Annotated in this window: 13 protein-coding genes and 1 riboswitch; of the genes, 9 read left to right on the forward strand and 4 right to left on the reverse strand. The window is 69.6% G+C overall.

Annotation, left to right across the window (positions count from 1 at the left end):
* Nucleotides 1–379 precede the first annotated feature (379 nt).
* Nucleotides 380–1,675 (reverse strand): MFS transporter, encoded by a 1,296-nt coding sequence (locus WS92_RS23980; RefSeq protein WP_006025650.1) that lies wholly within the window; start codon nt 1,673–1,675, stop codon nt 380–382.
* Between the two features lie 346 nt (nt 1,676–2,021).
* The gene (locus WS92_RS23985) at nt 2,022–3,350 is read right to left on the reverse strand and encodes a gamma-glutamyl-gamma-aminobutyrate hydrolase family protein (RefSeq protein WP_059934063.1); all 1,329 of its coding nucleotides are present in this window, start codon (nt 3,348–3,350) and stop codon (nt 2,022–2,024) included.
* A 413-nt stretch (nt 3,351–3,763) separates the two neighbouring features.
* Between WS92_RS23985 and WS92_RS23990 the strand changes: the two genes are divergently transcribed.
* From WS92_RS23990 to WS92_RS24020, 8 genes are all read left to right on the forward strand, one after another.
* Nucleotides 3,764–5,140, forward strand: coding sequence for an amidase (locus WS92_RS23990; protein ID WP_059934134.1), 1,377 nt, complete (start codon nt 3,764–3,766; stop codon nt 5,138–5,140).
* Nucleotides 5,141–5,243: 103 nt separating this feature from the next.
* Entirely contained in the window at nt 5,244–5,753 is a 510-nt protein-coding gene (locus WS92_RS23995) for a disulfide bond formation protein B (protein WP_059934066.1), read from the forward strand.
* Between the two features lie 363 nt (nt 5,754–6,116).
* Nucleotides 6,117–6,365, forward strand: a complete 249-nt coding sequence (locus tag WS92_RS35955) for a hypothetical protein (RefSeq protein ID WP_167359293.1) — start codon at nt 6,117–6,119, stop codon at nt 6,363–6,365.
* Nucleotides 6,366–6,388: 23 nt separating this feature from the next.
* Nucleotides 6,389–7,432: a xanthine dehydrogenase accessory protein XdhC gene (gene xdhC / locus WS92_RS24000; RefSeq protein ID WP_059934135.1), complete on the forward strand. Its 1,044-nt coding sequence runs from the start codon at nt 6,389–6,391 to the stop codon at nt 7,430–7,432.
* 41 nt (nt 7,433–7,473) lie between these two features.
* The gene (locus tag WS92_RS24005) at nt 7,474–8,499 is read left to right on the forward strand and encodes an adenosine deaminase (protein WP_006025644.1); all 1,026 of its coding nucleotides are present in this window, start codon (nt 7,474–7,476) and stop codon (nt 8,497–8,499) included.
* A gap of 67 nt (nt 8,500–8,566) precedes the next feature.
* Nucleotides 8,567–9,943: an NCS2 family permease gene (locus tag WS92_RS24010; RefSeq protein ID WP_015601816.1), complete on the forward strand. Its 1,377-nt coding sequence runs from the start codon at nt 8,567–8,569 to the stop codon at nt 9,941–9,943.
* Nucleotides 9,944–9,968: 25 nt separating this feature from the next.
* A complete protein-coding gene (gene guaD / locus WS92_RS24015; RefSeq protein WP_059934068.1) occupies nt 9,969–11,279 on the forward strand; it encodes a guanine deaminase in 1,311 nt (436 codons plus the stop codon).
* 99 nt (nt 11,280–11,378) lie between these two features.
* A riboswitch (yybP-ykoY riboswitch) is annotated at nt 11,379–11,515 on the forward strand.
* Nucleotides 11,516–11,591: 76 nt separating this feature from the next.
* Complete coding sequence (locus tag WS92_RS24020; RefSeq protein WP_006025640.1) at nt 11,592–12,164, forward strand: TMEM165/GDT1 family protein; 573 nt, start codon at nt 11,592–11,594, stop codon at nt 12,162–12,164.
* Between the two features lie 241 nt (nt 12,165–12,405).
* Here WS92_RS24020 and WS92_RS24025 read toward each other — a convergent pair whose 3' ends face one another.
* Together WS92_RS24025 and WS92_RS37290 are read right to left on the reverse strand one after the other, a co-directional pair.
* Nucleotides 12,406–13,110, reverse strand: a complete 705-nt coding sequence (locus tag WS92_RS24025; RefSeq protein ID WP_006025639.1) for a DUF4136 domain-containing protein — start codon at nt 13,108–13,110, stop codon at nt 12,406–12,408.
* A gap of 57 nt (nt 13,111–13,167) precedes the next feature.
* Nucleotides 13,168–13,305 (reverse strand): branched-chain amino acid ABC transporter ATP-binding protein, encoded by a 138-nt coding sequence (locus WS92_RS37290; RefSeq protein ID WP_082743917.1) that lies wholly within the window; start codon nt 13,303–13,305, stop codon nt 13,168–13,170.
* A gap of 24 nt (nt 13,306–13,329) precedes the next feature.
* Here WS92_RS37290 and pepN point away from each other — a divergent pair, with 24 nt between their 5' ends.
* Complete coding sequence (pepN, locus tag WS92_RS24030) at nt 13,330–16,032, forward strand: aminopeptidase N (protein WP_059934070.1); 2,703 nt, start codon at nt 13,330–13,332, stop codon at nt 16,030–16,032.
* Nucleotides 16,033–16,147 lie beyond the last annotated feature (115 nt).

Here is a 16,147-nt window from a genome sequence, read left to right on the forward strand (position 1 = left end):
GACCGTATGAGCTTCGCGTCCACGATGCGTCCGACGGGATTCGCCTTCTCGCCTTCTCGCCTTCTCGCCTTCTCGCCCTCTCGCCCTCTCGCCCTCTCGCCCTCTCGCCCTCTCGCCCTCTCGCCCTCTCGCCCTCTCGCCCTCTCGCCCTCTCGCCCTCTCGCCCTCTCGCCCTCTCGCCCTCTCGCCCTCTCGCCCTCTCGCCGCGACATGATCGATTCGTCGATGCTGCGCTCGCACGCCATCACGGCTCGCGGCTTGCCCCGGCGTCTTCGCTGCGCGCCCACGCCAACGCTTCGCCCGAACAAAAACGGAGCGCGACGCGCTCCGTTTTCCGATTCGCCGACGACGGCCCGCTCGCGGCGGGCCGCCCGTCCGCTCAAGTCGTCTTGTACTGCTTGCGCGCTTCCGGCGACCGGTACAGCACGAGCGTCGCGATCAGCCCGCAGATCGCGGCGAGGCCGAGCCAGAGCCCCGGCGCCGCCTTGTTGCCGGTCTCGTGGATCAGCAGCGTCGAGATCGCCGGCGTGAAGCCGCCGATCGTCGTCGCGAGGCTGTACGCGAGCGAGAAGCCCGCGGTGCGCACGTCGGCCGGCATCGCCTCGGTCAGCGCGACGACCATCGCGCCGTTGTACGAGCCGTACAGGAACGACAGCCACAGCTCGACGGTCAGCAGCCGCAGGAACGACGGCGAACCGACGAGCCACTGCATCGCCGGATACGCGGTGAGGATCGTGAGCGCCGTGAACGCGATCAGTACCGGGCGACGTCCGATCCGGTCGGACAGCGCGCCCGACAGCGGCAGCCAGACCAGGTTCGACAGCCCGACGCAGACGGTCACGACGAGCGCGTCGGTCGCCGACAGGTGCAGCACTTCCTTGCCGAACGTCGGCGTGTACGCGGTGATCATGTAGAACGACACGGTCGTCATGATGACCATCCCCATGCCGGCGAGCACGACGCCCCAGTTTTCGAGCATCGACTTCATGATCTCGCCCATGCTCGGACGGCGGCGCTTCGCGAGAAACTCGTCGGTCTCCTTCAGCGAGCGGCGGATCAGGAACAGGAACGGCACGATCAGGCAGCCGATCAGGAACGGGATGCGCCAGCCCCACGACGTCATCTGCTCGACGGGCAGCGCGCGGTTCAGCAGCACGCCGACGAACGCGGCGAACACGACGGCCACCTGCTGGCTGCCCGACTGCCACGACGTGTAGAAGCCCTTGTTGCCCTTCGTCGCGATCTCCGACAGGTACACCGACACGCCGCCCAGCTCGACGCCCGCCGAGAAGCCCTGCAGCAGGCGGCCGAGCAGCACGAGAACCGGCGCGAGCACGCCGATCGTCGCGTACCCCGGAATCGTCGCGACGGTCAGCGTGCCGAGCGCCATCAACGCGAGCGTCAGGATGAGGCCCTTGCGGCGGCCGTGATGGTCGATGTACGCGCCGAGCACGATCGCGCCGACGGGACGCATCAGGAAGCCCGCGCCGAACACCGACAGCGACAGCATCAGCGAGGCGAACGCGTTGCCGCTCGGAAAGTAGGTCTTGGCGATCGCGGACGCGTAGTAGCCGTAGACCATGAAGTCGTACATTTCCAGGAAGTTGCCGCTGACGACGCGGAACACGGTCCTGGCCTTGGATTCCTGCTGGATTGCGGGGGACGCGGTAGTCATGTCTCTCTCGATAAGGCTGCGCCGCGGCTGCCCCGAGGGCGGCGCACGGCGCATGTCACATCGTGTTTCTTGCCCCGGCGCGCCGGGGGCCGCGCAGATCGATGATGCGCTGCGCGGCGTCCGCCATCTTACTGCGAACGACGGCGAGATGCGTCAAAGCGCCGCTTGCGAAGCAATCCGAAAGGCATTTGAAAAAAAGCGCTTTTCGAGTCCTTTTACACGTCTTCTTACGCGCGGCGCGATCGCGCGATCATCCGGCCGACGCTCCGGACGCCGAACGAACGACGGGCCGCACCGAAGTGCGGCCCGTCTCTTTCCTGCTCGCGGGGAAATCGCGTCGCGCCGGCTACAGCCGCGTCTCGCGCGCCGCGCGCAGGAACGTGTCGAGAAGCGGCGTGCAGTCGAGCAGCTCCGGGCCGCCCGCGCGATGAAACTCCGGATGCCATTGCACGCCGACGACGAACGGCGCGCGGCGATAGCGGACCCCTTCGATGATCCCGTCTTCCGCCGACACCGCCTCGATGTTCAGATCGCGGCCGATGTCGCGGATCGCCTGATGGTGGATCGAATTGACGATCGCCTCGCGGCGGCCGGGGAACATGTTCGCGAGCGTCGAGCCGTCCGGAAAGCGGATCGCGTGCCGGTGCTGGTCGTAGTGCTCGCTGACGTGCGCGCCCGCGGTCGGCACGTCGGTCGCGATGTCCTGATAGAGCGAGCCGCCGAACGCGACGTTGATGAGCTGGCAGCCGCGGCACACGCCGAGCACCGGCTTGCCCGACTCGATGAACTCGTGCAGCAGCTCGAGCTCGTACATGTCGCGCACGCGATCGCCGGGCCATTCGGGACGCGCGTCGGACGCCGCGTAGGTCTGCGGCGACACGTCGGCGCCGCCTTGCAGCAACAGACCGTCGAGATGCTTCGCGTAGTCGCGCAGCCGGATGTTGCTCGGATGCAGCATCCCCTGATGGCCGACCGTCGGAATCATGAACACGAGCACGTCGCGCGACATCACCCAGTGCGCAATCGATTCCTCCAGATACTGCAGCGTCTTGCCGCGCAGCCCCGGCGCGCCCACCTCCGGATGGAAGATGCGCGCCGACACGCCGATGCGCAGCGTGCGCTGCGTGATTCGCTGCCCGGCGCGGTCGAAGAGCCGCCGCGCGCGCGCCGCGATGATCCGGCCGAACACCGACCACGGCGTGTCGCTCTGTTTCAGGTAGGCGGGCGGCGCAGGCGCGGCCGCGCTCGCGGGCGGCGGGCGCGACGTCTCGAAATCGGGTTGCGCGCCGAAGCCCGGCGGCGGCGAGCCGGCTTTCGCGTGCGCGGCGGAGCCCGCGGCGCCCGCCGCCGATGCGCCTGCGCTCGTCGCGCCAGAGGGCGCGGCGGCAGGCGCGCCGTGCGCGGTTGCCGCCGGCTCCACGGCCGCGCCGCCCGCCGCAATGCCGGGCGCGCCGGGCTCGGCGATCGTGCCGGTCGGCGCCGAGCCGGGATCGCCGACGTCCTGCGCGGCGGCGATCTGCGCGGCGAACGCGCCGACGTGAACAGTCGCGCCCGCGGGCGGTTTGTCGGAGACGGGAGACGGTGCGGAAGCCGGGCCGGCGTGCCCGGAGGGCGTCGCGGCGGAAGAAGAGGAAGAACCGGACTGGTCGGCTCTTGCGGACGTGTTTTCGCTCATGACGAAGGTCTGGCGCGTCGGTCACGCGGAGAATCAACAAAAATTCATTATGCTTCAGTACACGATCGACGGCAAACCGACAGAATTTCGTCAATATTGTTGCAACGCTGTGTCGAATTCACGCCGACGCGCGTTGCAATTGCGCGACGACACGCACGATTCGACGTGCGATTCGACCGACGAAACGACGCGCGGCGGCATCGCAACGGCAGCGGCGCGACAAGGTGCGCCACGCGAGCGCATCGACTTCGCGATTTCATGCCCGGCTCGCGGCCCTCGCCTCCGCGACGCACCGCTGTTCTACAATGCGCGAAGCCGCCCGCCGCCCTCCGTCGCGCGGCTTCGCGACGCGCCGGAGCGTTCCGGGCCGCTTCGCGCGGCGCTTCGCCAACCCGATCCAGCCCGATACCGCCATGACCACTTTCGCCCCCTTCCCGCCGCTCGCCCGACTCGCCGCCGACCTCGCCGCCGGCACGACGACGAGCCGCGCGCTCGTCGAAGCCGCGCTCGAACGGATCGCCGATCCGGCGGGACAAGGCGCGCTCGCATTCACCGAGGTCGACGCGCAAGGCGCGCGCGCCGCCGCCGACGCGCACGATCGCCTGCGCGCGGCGGGCACCGTGCTGTCGCCGCTCGCGGGCATCCCGGTGTCGGTGAAAGACCTGTTCGACGTCGCGGGCCAGGTGACGCGCGCGGGCTCCCGCGTGCTAGCCGACGCGCCCCCGGCGGCCGCCGACGCCGTCACGGTCGCCCGCCTGAAGCGCGCGGGCGCCGTGCTCGTCGGCCGCACGAACATGAGCGAGTTCGCGTTCTCCGGCCTGGGCCTGAATCCGCACTACGGCACGCCGCGCTCGCCGTACCGGCGCGGCGTGCCTGGCGACGAGCGGATCGCGGGCGGCTCGTCGTCGGGGGCGGCCGCGTCGGTTGCGGACGGCATGGCGGCCGTCGCGCTCGCGACCGACACGGGCGGCTCGATCCGGATTCCCGCCGCGCTCTGCGGGCTGACGGGCTTCAAGCCGACCGCGAGCCGGATTCCGAAGCAAGGCGGCGTGCCGCTGTCGACGACGCTCGATTCGTTCGGCCCGATCGGCGTATCGGTCGCGTGCTGCGCGCTCGTCGACCGGATTCTCGCGGGCCTCGAGCCGCACGTGAGCGCCGCGCGGCCGCTCGAAGGCGTACGGCTGGGCTTGCTGACGAACTACGTGACGGATGGCGTCGACGCGCACGTCGCGGCGTCGCTCGACGCCGCGCTCAAGCATCTCGAGGCGGCGGGCGCGATCGTGTCGGACGCGCGCTTCGCGCCGCTCGACACGCTGCCCGACATCAACCGCTTCGGTTTCGCTTCGATCGAGGCGTACGCGTGGCATCGCCCGCTCGTCGCGCGCCACCGCGACGCGTACGATCCGCGCGTGCTCGCGCGCATCCTGAGGGGCGAGCCGGCGAGCGCCGCCGATTACCTCGATCTCGTCGCCGCGCGCGCGGCGCTCATCGACGAGGCGGCGCGCACCGTATGGCAGCGCTTCGACGCGCTCGTCGCGCCGACGGTGCCCATCGCGCCGCCGCGCATCGCCGAGCTCGAACAGGACGACGACGCGTTCACGCGCATGAACGCGCTCGTGCTGCGCAACCCGAGCGCGTTCAATTTTCTCGACGCGTGCGCGCTGTCGCTGCCGTGCCATCCGCGCGACACGGCGCCCGTCGGCCTGATGCTCGCCGCCGCGCCGCACCACGACGACGCGCTGCTCGCGATCGGCCAGGCGGTCGAAGCGGTGCTCGCGACGATTCGCTGAGCGCCGCTTGCGCACCGGATGCCGCGCCGTCGGAAAGCGGCGCGGCGTTCGCGTTAAAATCCGACGATTGATTTTCCCGACCGCTCGAAGGAACTCCGTTTCGATGAACCATCTGACGCTCTCGCTGCGCCGCGAACGACGCCTGCTCGTGCTGCTGGGCCTCGTATGCCTCGCGCTTCTCGCCGGCGCGCTTTATCTGCAGTACGTGAAAAACGAGGACCCGTGCCCGCTGTGCATCATCCAGCGCTATTTCTTCGTGCTGATCGCGGTGTTCGCGTTCATCGGCGCGGGGGTGACGAGCGGCGCGGGCATCGCGGTGGCCGAGGCGCTCATCGTGCTGTCAGCCGCCGCGGGCGTCGGCACCGCGGCGCGCCACCTGTACGTGCAGCTCAATCCGGGCTTCAGTTGCGGCTTCGACGCGCTGCAGCCCGTCGTCGACAGCCTGCCGCCCGCGCACTGGCTGCCGGGCGTGTTCAAGGTCGCCGGGCTGTGCGAGACCGTTTATCCGCCGATCTTCGGCATCCTGCTGCCCGGCTGGGCGCTGATCGCGTTCGTGCTGATCGTCGTGCCCGTTGCCGTGAGCCTGCTGCGCCACCGCGGCCGGCTGCGCTGATCGGCGTCGGCGCGCCGGCGCGGCGCAATCGCGATGGATTGCGCCGCGCGGCCGTCGCCGCCACTGCTCGTTTTCCCGGGCGCGACGGCCCCGGCGCCGACACACCCGTCGGCGCCGGGGCCGCCTCCCGCCCCGCCGCGACCCGCGCGGGGCAACGGTTTCCCGCCGCCGGCAACTTCGGCCCGGCGCGCGAATCCTACGTGCATCATGATCGCCGCCGAATAGCCCGCATCATTGCCAGGCCATACCGCCGCTTTTTTGCGGTGCTATCTTCGTTTCCGGATGGCGATCTACGTGCGCGAGGCGGGAGCCTCTCGACCCTGCGTAACGCGCGCCTGATCCGCAATGTCCCGTGGATTCGCCATGACAACGCAAACCATCCGCATGTCCCGCCGCGGCTTCGTCCGCGCCGCCGCTCGTCCTTGCCGCATCGACGACGTTTCCCGCATCGGCTTCGGCCACAGCGAGCAAGCCGGCCGCACGGGCTTCGCGCGCCGCATGCCGTGGGCTCGCGCTGCAATCGCACGTTCGCCGCGCCGCGACATGAAGTGCGCCCGCGCGCGATGCGCGCTTCACGCGGCAACCGCCGCCCGCCCGGCCGCCACGGCCTGATTCACGATCAGGAGAAACGCCGGATGGAAACCTGGCTCACCGACCTGCAGCATCTGCTCGCCCGCGGCGACGCGGCCGTCCTCGTGACGGTCGCGCGCGTCGACGGCTCCGCGCCGCGCGACGCGGGCACGAAGATGCTCGTCACGCGCGAGGCCGCGCGCCACACGATCGGCGGCGGCCATCTCGAATGGAAGGCGATCGAGATCGCTCGACAATTGCTGAAGGAAGGCGCGCACACGCCGCACGCACGCCGGCTCGAACGGCTCGCGCTCGGTCCGAGCCTCGGCCAATGCTGCGGCGGCGCGGTCGTGCTCGCATTCGAGCGGCTCGACATCGCCGATCTCGGCTGGATCACGTCGCTCGCGAAGCGCACGGCGGCGGGCGCGCCAACCGTGCGCAGCGTGTCGTTCGGCCCCGTCCCCGACGCGGTGATGCTGAGCGAGCCCGAGCCGGGGTCGGGGCCGAACGCCGCGCGCGCCGACTGCCTGTTGTGGGAGATGGGCGACGCGCCGCTGCTAACCGAGACGATCGCGCCGCACACGTTCTCGGTCGTGCTGTTCGGCGCGGGGCACGTCGGCGCGGCGCTCGTGCGCGTGCTCGGCACGCTGCCCTGCCACGTGCGCTGGGTCGACGAACGCGACGCGCAATTCCCGCCGCCCGACGCGATCGCGGGCATCCGCAACCTGTCGCTCAACGCGAACGACGCGCCCGACGAAGCGGTCGATGAAGCGCCACCCGGTGCGTACTTCGTCGTGATGACGCACAATCACGCCCGCGATCTCGAGCTCGCGCACCGGATTCTCGCGCGCGGCGACTACGCGTACTTCGGCATGATCGGCTCGCGCACGAAGCGGATGCAGTTCGAGCACCGGCTCGCCGCGCGCGGCATCGATCCGCTGCAGATCGCGCGGATGCAATGCCCGGTCGGCGTGCCCGGCATCGTCGACAAGGCGCCCGAGGCGATCGCGATCGCCGTCGCCGCGCAGATCCTGCAGACCGTCGACGCGCGCCGCGCGAACGAGCGTGCGGCCGCGTCGCCTTCGCCATCCGGCGCAAGCGCGTGCTGAATCGCCATCATTCAAACCAGGATACGACCACCGACACCACAATGACCCCGACATTCAAAGACAAGATCGCCCGCGCGCCGAAGGCCGAACTGCACATCCACATCGAAGGCTCGCTCGAGCCCGAACTGATCTTCAAGCTCGCGCAGCGCAACGGCGTGAAGCTCGCGTACGAGTCGATCGACGCGCTGCGCGCCGCGTACGCGTTCACCGATCTGCAGTCGTTCCTCGACATCTATTACGCAGGCGCAAGCGTGCTCCTCACCGAGCAGGATTTCTACGACATGACGGCCGAGTACGTCGAGCGCGCGCTCGCCGATCACGTCGCGCACGCGGAGATCTTCTTCGATCCGCAGACGCACACCGAGCGCGGCGTGCCGATCGAGACGGTCGTCGCCGGCATCGATCGCGCGCTCGCCGATGCGCAAGCGCGCGGCTTCTCGAGCAAGCTGATCCTGTGCTTCCTGCGCCACCTGTCCGAGGAAGACGCGCTCGCGACATTCGAGGCGGCACTGCCCCTCTTCGAGCGCTACGCGCAGCGCCTCGTCGGCGTCGGCCTCGATTCGTCCGAGCGCGGCAATCCGCCGTCGAAGTTCGCGCGCGTGTTCGCGAAGGCGCGCGAGCGGGGCCTGAAGCTCGTCGCGCACGCGGGCGAGGAAGGCCCGCCCGAATACGTCACGCAAGCGCTCGACGTGCTGAAGGTCGATCGCGTCGATCACGGCGTGCGCAGCGCGGAGGACGCGGCGCTCGTCGCGCGCCTCGCCGGCGAGAAGATCGCGCTCACCGTCTGCCCGCTGTCGAACCTGAAGCTCCGCGTGTTCGACGACCTGACGAAGCACACGCTGAAGGCGCTGCTCGATCGCGGCGTCGCGGTGACGATCAACTCCGACGATCCCGCGTATTTCGGCGGCTACGTCAACGAAAACTACTTCGCGACCGTCGACGCGCTGCAGCTTGGCGAGGCCGACGTCTACACGGTGATCAGGAACGGCTTCGAAGCGTCGTTCGTGAGCGCCGACGAACGCGCGGCGCTGATCGCGAAGCTCGACGCGCACTGGCACGCGGCCTGACAGCCGCACGACGCGCGCGCGCTGCGACGCGGCGCGCCCGACGCGAGACTCTGAGGAGAGCTTAACGATGGATCTCTATCAAGGCACCGCCGCGCCCGCGAAACGCTCGGCGCTCGAGCGCCATTTCGGCATCCGCGAGTCCGGCTCGCGGCTGCGCACCGAGATCGTCGCCGGCGTGACGACGTTCCTGACCGCGATGTACATCATCGTCGTGAATCCCGGCATCCTGTCGCAGGCGGGCGTGCCGTTTCCGGCCGCGCTGACGGCGACCGTGATCGTCAGCTTCCTCGGCAGTTGCGCAATGGGCCTGTACGCGCGCAATCCGGTGCTCGTCGCGCCAGGCATGGGCATGAACGCGCTCTTCACGTTCGTGATGGTCCACGGCGGCAAGATGCCCTGGCAGACCGCGCTCGGCTGCGTGTTCTGGGCGGGCGTGCTGTTCGCGACGCTCGCCGCGTTCAACGCGCGCAAGCTCGTCGTCGACGCGATTCCGGCCAGCCTGCGGCACGCGGTGTCGTGCGGCATCGGCCTGTTCATCAGCCTGATCGGTCTCGTGAACGCGAAGTTCATCGTAGGCGACCCGGTGACGATCGTCCATGCGACGTCGCTCAATCCGGTGATCGTCACGTTTCTCGCCGGCCTCGCGATCACGACCGTGCTCGTCGTGCGCCGCGTGACGGGCGCGCTGATGCTCGGCATCGTCGCGACGACGCTGCTCGCGATCCCGATCGGCCGTGTGTGGGGCGACGGCAGCGCGTACTGGCCCGCCGCGATCGCGACGAAGACGCTCGTCAACTGGAACGGCTTCGTCGCCGCGCCGGACTTCTCGGCGCTCGGCCAGCTCGATCTGCTCGGTTCGCTGAAGTTCGCGTACTGGCCGTTCATCTTCGTGATGCTGTTCACCGCGTTCTTCGACGCACTGTCGACCTTCATGGCGATCTCGGAGGCGGGCAACCTGCGCGATGCCGGCGGCAATCCGCGCAACATCCGCCAGTCGATGATCGTCGACGCGTTCTCGGCCGTCGTGTCGGCGCCGCTCGGCACGAGCCCCGCGAACGCGTACATCGAATCGGCGGCCGGCATCTCGGCGGGCGGCCGCACGGGGCTTGTCGCGGTGATCGCGGGCTTGTGCTTCGTGCCGTTCCTGTTCCTGTCGCCGCTCCTGTCGCTCGTGCCCGCGATCGCGACGGCGCCCGCGCTCGTGCTCGTCGGCGTGTTCATGATGGAATCGATCACGAAGATCGAATGGCACCGCTTCGACGAGGCGATCCCCGCGTTCCTCGCGATGATCCTGATTCCGCTCACGTACTCGATCACCGAAGGCATCGCATACGGTTTTCTCGCGTTCGTCGTGCTGAAGCTCTTCACCGGCCGCCGCCGCGACGTGAAGCCCGCGATGTGGGTGGTCGCCGCGCTGTCGGTGCTGCTCGTCGCGCAGCTCTGATTTCAATCGATACGGATTCCAAACGATGACTCAAACCGCTTTCCGCGCCCGCCTGCTGAGGTTCGACGGCGATCCCGCGCAATCGGACGATGCGATCGCGTACGACGAAGACGGCCTCCTGATCGTCGACGGCGGACGCGTCGTCGCGGCGGGCGCCCATGCGGCGCTCGCGCCGCGTCTCGCCCCCGACGCGACGCTCGTCGAGATGCGCGACAAGCTGATCGTGCCCGGCTTCATCGACACGCACGTCCATTATCCGCAGACCGAAATGATCGCGTCGCCGGCGCCGGGCTTGCTGCCGTGGCTCGACCGCTACACGTTCCCGACCGAGCGGCGCTTCGCCGATTCCGCGCACGCGCGCGACATCGCCGAGTTTTTCCTCGACACCCTGCTCGCGTGCGGCACGACGACGGCGCTCGTCTACTGCACGGTGCACAAGCAGTCAGCCGACGCGTTCTTCGACGCGAGCGACGCGCGCGGCCTGCGAATGGTCGCGGGCAAGGTGCTGATGGACCGCCACTGCCCCGAGTTCCTGCGCGACACCGCGCAATCGGGCTACGACGACAGCGCCGAGCTGATCGCCCGCTGGCACGGCCGCGGCCGGCAGTCGTACGCGCTCACGCCGCGCTTCGCGCCGACGTCGACGCCCGAGCAGCTCGAAGCGTGCGGCGCGCTCGCGAAGCTTCATCCGGACGTGTTCATCCAGAGCCATGTCGCGGAGAATCTCGACGAGATCCGCTGGGCGGCCGAGCTGTTCCCCGAGCGGCGCAGCTATCTCGACGTCTACGATCATTACGGCCTGCTGCGCCGACGCGCGGTCTACGGCCACTGCATCCATCTCGACGACGACGATCGCCGGCGCTTCGCCGAAACGGGCGCGATCGCCGCGCACTGCCCGACGTCGAACCTGTTCCTCGGCAGCGGCCTGTTCGACTTCGATCGCGCGAACGCGCGGCAGATGGCCGTCACGCTCGCGACCGACGTCGGCGGCGGCACGTCGTTCTCGATGCTGCAGACGATGAACGAGGCGCACAAGATCGCGCGGATGACGGACCATCATCTGAGCGCGACGCGAATGTTCTGGCTCGCGACGACAGGCGCCGCGCACGCGCTCGACCTCGCGGAGACGATCGGCACGCTCGCGCCGCGCGCGGAGGCGGACTTCGTCGTGCTCGATCCGGCCGCGACGCCGCTGCTCGCGCGCCGCACAGCGCGCGCGGAATCGCTCGAGGAGCTGCTGTTCGCGCTCGCGCTGCTCGGCGACGATCGCGCGGTCTATCGCACGTATGCGGCGGGCCGCTGCGTGCACCGGCGCGACGCCGCCGACGCGGGCTGAGCGCGCGAAGGCCGCCGGGACCGCGGCCCGGCGCGGCGCGGCAGGCGGCAGGTGGATCGCAACAATCGCCCCCTTCGTGCAAAAAAGGCGTGCTAGAATCCGCTCCTCATTGGGGAGTAGCCGCTCCGCTCGAGCCGACGCCGCCCGGCGCGCTCGTGACGGGGGCGTCCGTCAACAGACTTGGCCGTCGCGGCCATGGCGGACGCAGCCCGCAGGGCCTGGCGAGACCGATGGTTCACCGCACGCCGCAGATGGGCCCGGCGCGCGGCGAATCGTCGCTCGCGTTCAACCTGGCCCTGGGATATTCGTTCCGTGACTGAAGCCTTCCTGATCTCGACGGGCGCCATCGCCCTCGCCGAAATCGGCGACAAGACCCAACTGCTCTCCCTCGTCCTCGCCGCACGTTACCGCAAGCCGCTGCCGATCATCGCCGGCGTCCTCGCCGCGACCCTGATCAACCACGGCTTCGCCGGCGCGCTCGGCGAGTGGCTCGGCGTCTATCTGACGCCGACGGTGATGCGCTGGGCGCTCGCGATCTCGTTCATCGGGATGGGCTTGTGGACCCTCGTGCCGGACAAGCTCGACGCCGACGAGGCGAACGCGAACCGCTCGCGGCTCGGCGTGTTCGGCGCGACGTTCGTCGCGTTCTTCCTCGCGGAAATGGGCGACAAGACGCAGATCGCGACCGTCGCGCTCGCCGCGCGCTTCCAGGATTACGTGGGCGTCGTCGCCGGCACGACGTTCGGGATGATGCTCGCGAACGTGCCGGCGATCCTGCTCGGCGACCGCTTCGCGCACCGGCTGCCGACGAAGCTCGTTCACGGCATCGCGGCCGTGCTGTTCATCGTGCTCGGCGCGCTCGCGTTCATCCACGGCGACGTATGACGGCGCGAAGGGAACCGCCGGCCCGCCGTCGAGACGTTCGCGCGCCCCGCGCATCGCAGCCGCTCGTCACGGCGGCTGCGGCAACAGCGGCAACAGCCGCGGCAACTGACGGCCGGCTGTCGAACCGGCGTGGCGCCCGGTTCGGCATCGCGCCGTTTCACGGGTTCGCCGCTTCGCCTTTTTCCCGGCTCCCCTTTCACTGCGCCGGCGAGCCGGCTCGCCGATTCGTCGGCTCGCCGTTTCAACGCGCCGGCGCGACGGCTGCGCCGGATGCGGGCGCGGCCGGCACCGCGCGCTCGTTCGACGGCATCGGCGCGGGCGCGCCGTTCTTGTCGACGGGCAGGCGCACCGCGCGCACGGTGCCGTTGCCGAGCGGGAAGTCGGCGAGCGCCGCGCGGGCGAGATACGGCATCGCCTGCAGCAGCGACGAGCCTTCGCCCGCGTTGCGCGCGGCGACGTTATAGACCTCCGTGCCCGTCGCGCGCTCGGTGATCCGGATCTCGAGCGAGCGCTGGAAAATCTGGTAGCTCTGATTCACGTAGCCCGCTGGAAACGGTCCCCACGGGCCGTATGGCCCCCACGGGCCGCCGCGCCAGTACGGGCCGGGGCCGAACCACGGGTCGTAGTAGACGGGCTGAGGCACCGACACCCAGTCGCTCTTGATCCCGTACGCGAGCCGGACGAGATAGCGCGCGTCCTTCGTCGGCACGCGCTTGAACGAATAGGTCGACAACTCGTTGCCGACGATCTGCTCATAGGTCGATTGCTCGAGGCTGTTCTGCTGCTCGGCGGTCCGCGCGAACGCGTAGGTGCGCGTCGCGTCGTTGCCGCTCCAGTTCGAGAATGCCGTGACCTGCGTCGTGACGTAGGACGTGCAGCCGGACAGCAGCACGATCAGGGCGCCCGCGACGAGCGCCGTGCCGCGGATGAAGGAAATGCGTTTCATGTTCGTCCTCTGGGTCAATGGCGCCGCGCGGGCTGGCCGGGCGGCGCGATGACCGGATCATACGCCGTCGCGCCGACACCGCGCCGATATGACGAAGACCGCCCGCGCCGCCGAAAAGTTCGTCCCGCGCGCCTTGCGCAAAGGCTTTGTACAATGGGCCCTTGCCGCCGCGCCGCCCGCCCGGCGCGTGTCCATACTTTTCCTACGCCCACGATCGCCATGTCCGACATCGCCGCTCCCTCCGCCGTGATCCGCCGCAGCGACTACACGCCGCCTGCGTTCCTGATCGATACCGTCGCGCTCGAGTTCGATCTCGAGCCGGCGCGCACGATCGTCAAGAACACGATGCGCGTGCGCCGCAACCCGGACGCCGCGCCCGCGCCGCACTTCGAGCTGATGGGCGAGGCGCTCGCGTTCGCCGGCGCGCGTCTCGACGGCAAGCCGTACGACGCGGTGCGCGTGCACGAGCATGGCCTCGCCGTCGAGAACGTGCCCGACGCGTTCGAGCTGACGATCGAGAGCGCGTGCGCGCCCGAATCGAACACGACGCTCTCGGGCCTGTACGTATCGAGCGGCAACTTCTTCACGCAGTGCGAGGCGGAAGGCTTCCGGCGCATCACCTACTTCGTCGACCGTCCGGACGTGATGGCGTCGTACACGGCCACGCTGCGCGCCGACAAGGCCGCGTATCCGGTGCTGCTGTCGAACGGCAATCTCGTCGATTCCGGCGATCTGCCGAACGGCCGCCACTTCGCGAAGTGGGAAGACCCGTTCAGGAAGCCGAGCTATCTGTTCGCGCTCGTCGCGGGCACGCTCGTCAAGCTCGAGGAGACGATCAAATCGGCGAGCGGCAAGGACAAGCTCCTTCAGGTGTGGGTCGAGCCGCAGGATCTCGACAAGACCCGCCACGCGATGGATTCGCTGATCCATTCGATCCGCTGGGACGAACGGCGCTTCGGCCTCGAACTCGATCTCGACCGCTTCATGATTGTCGCCGTCGGCGACTTCAACATGGGCGCGATGGAAAACAAGGGGCTCAACATCTTCAACACGAAGTACGTGCTCGCGAATCCGGAGACGGCGACCGACGTCGACTTCGCGAACGTCGAATCGGTCGTCGGCCACGAGTATTTCCACAACTGGACGGGCAACCGCGTGACCTGCCGCGACTGGTTCCAGTTGAGCCTGAAGGAAGGCCTCACCGTGTTCCGCGACCAGGAATTCTCGGCCGACATGTCGGCGGGCGCCGAAGACGACGACGCCGCGCGCGCGGTCAAGCGCATCGAGGACGTGCGCGTGCTGCGCCAGCTTCAGTTCGCCGAGGACGCGGGCCCGATGGCGCATCCGGTGCGGCCCGAGAGCTACGTCGAGATCAACAACTTCTACACGATGACCGTCTACGAGAAAGGCGCGGAAGTCGTGCGGATGTACCAGACGCTGTTCGGCCGCGACGGCTTCCGCAAGGGGATGGACCTGTACTTCCGGCGTCATGACGGACAAGCCGTCACGTGCGACGACTTCCGCCACGCGATGGCCGACGCGAACGGCCGCGATCTCGCGCTGTTCGAGCGCTGGTACAGCCAGGCGGGCACCCCGCGCGTGACGGTTCGCACCGCTTACGACGCCGCCGCGAAACGCTACGCGGTGACGCTGCGGCAAGGCTACGGCGACACCTCGCCCGCCGCGCGCGACACGCAGGAGGGGCCGCTCCTGATCCCGTTCGCGATCGGCCTGATCGGCGCCGACGGCCGCGACCTGCCGCTGCGCCTCGACGGCGAAGCGGCTGCGTCGGGCACGACGCGCGTGCTCGAGCTGACCGAGACCGAGACGACGTTCACGTTCGCCGACATCGACGAAGCGCCGCTGCCGTCGCTGCTGCGCAATTTCTCGGCGCCCGTGATCGTCGAATACGACTACCGCGACGACGAGCTCGCGTTCCTGCTCGCGCACGACAGCGATCCGTTCAACCGCTGGGAGGCGGGCCAGCGCCTCGCGACGCGCGCGCTGCTCACGCTCGCCGCGCGCGCGGCCGCGCAGCAGCCGCTCGCGCTCGACGACGCGTTCGTCGCCGCGTTCAGGCGCGTGCTGACGGACGACACGCTGTCGCCCGCGTTCCGCGAGCTCGCGCTCACGCTGCCGTCGGAGGCCTATCTCGCCGACCAGATGACGCAAGCCGATCCGGCCGCCGTCCATCGCGCGCGCCAGTTCGTGCGCCGCCAGCTCGCGACCGCGCTCGCCGCCGACTGGCTCGCGGTCTACGAGCGCCATCAGACGCCTGGCGCGTATACGCCGACGCCCGACGACGCGGGCCGCCGCGCGCTGAAGAACCTCGCGCTCGCCTACCTCGCCGAGCTCGACGAGCCGGCCGACGCGATCCGTCTCGCCACCGCGCAATACGACGCCTCGAACAACATGACGGACCGCGCGGCCGCGCTCGTCGCGCTGCTGTCGGCGGCGACCGCGTCGGCCGACGCCGCGCGCGACGCCGATCGCGCGCTCGACGATTTCTATCGCCGCTTCGAGAAGGAAGCGCTCGTGATCGACAAGTGGTTCTCGATGCAGGCGACGCGGCGCGGCACGCCCGAGCATCCGACGCTCGACCTCGTGCGCAGGCTGCTCGCGCATCCGGCGTTCAACCTGAAGAATCCGAACCGCGCGCGCTCGCTGATCTTCGGCTTCTGCTCGGCGAATCCCGCGCAGTTCCATGCGGCCGACGGCTCGGGCTATGCATTCTGGGCCGACCAGGTGCTCGCGCTCGACGCGCTCAATCCGCAGGTCGCCGCGCGGCTCGCGCGCGCGCTCGAGCTGTGGCGCCGCTTCACGCCGGCGCTGCGCGACAGGATGCGCGACGCGCTCGAACGCGTCGCCGCGAACGCGCAGTCGCGCGACGTGCGGGAGATCGTCGAGAAGGCGCTCGCCTGACGGACGATGCGGGCGGCCGCGGCTCTTTTCCCGGCGGCCGCGGACGAACGAGCCGGCATCGCGCCATGCGATGCCGGCTTTCTTATCGGACCGTATTCGATCGAACCCAGCCGAA

The organism is Burkholderia sp. MSMB1588 (assembly GCF_001546925.1).
Taxonomy (GTDB): Bacteria; Pseudomonadota; Gammaproteobacteria; order Burkholderiales; family Burkholderiaceae; genus Burkholderia; species Burkholderia humptydooensis.

Excerpts from the sequence above, each read along its gene's own strand:
- WS92_RS23980 (WP_006025650.1), bottom strand. The coding sequence starts at position 1,675 with ATGACTACCGCGTCCCCCGCAATCCAGCAGGAATCCAAGGCCAGGACC.
- WS92_RS23985 (WP_059934063.1), bottom strand. The coding sequence starts at position 3,350 with ATGAGCGAAAACACGTCCGCAAGAGCCGACCAGTCCGGTTCTTCCTCT.
- WS92_RS23990 (WP_059934134.1), top strand. The coding sequence starts at position 3,764 with ATGACCACTTTCGCCCCCTTCCCGCCGCTCGCCCGACTCGCCGCCGAC.
- WS92_RS23995 (WP_059934066.1), top strand. The coding sequence starts at position 5,244 with ATGAACCATCTGACGCTCTCGCTGCGCCGCGAACGACGCCTGCTCGTG.
- WS92_RS35955 (WP_167359293.1), top strand. The coding sequence starts at position 6,117 with ATGACAACGCAAACCATCCGCATGTCCCGCCGCGGCTTCGTCCGCGCC.
- xdhC (WP_059934135.1), top strand. The coding sequence starts at position 6,389 with ATGGAAACCTGGCTCACCGACCTGCAGCATCTGCTCGCCCGCGGCGAC.
- WS92_RS24005 (WP_006025644.1), top strand. The coding sequence starts at position 7,474 with ATGACCCCGACATTCAAAGACAAGATCGCCCGCGCGCCGAAGGCCGAA.
- WS92_RS24010 (WP_015601816.1), top strand. The coding sequence starts at position 8,567 with ATGGATCTCTATCAAGGCACCGCCGCGCCCGCGAAACGCTCGGCGCTC.
- guaD (WP_059934068.1), top strand. The coding sequence starts at position 9,969 with ATGACTCAAACCGCTTTCCGCGCCCGCCTGCTGAGGTTCGACGGCGAT.
- WS92_RS24025 (WP_006025639.1), bottom strand. The coding sequence starts at position 13,110 with ATGAAACGCATTTCCTTCATCCGCGGCACGGCGCTCGTCGCGGGCGCC.
- WS92_RS37290 (WP_082743917.1), bottom strand. The coding sequence starts at position 13,305 with ATGGACACGCGCCGGGCGGGCGGCGCGGCGGCAAGGGCCCATTGTACA.
- pepN (WP_059934070.1), top strand. The coding sequence starts at position 13,330 with ATGTCCGACATCGCCGCTCCCTCCGCCGTGATCCGCCGCAGCGACTAC.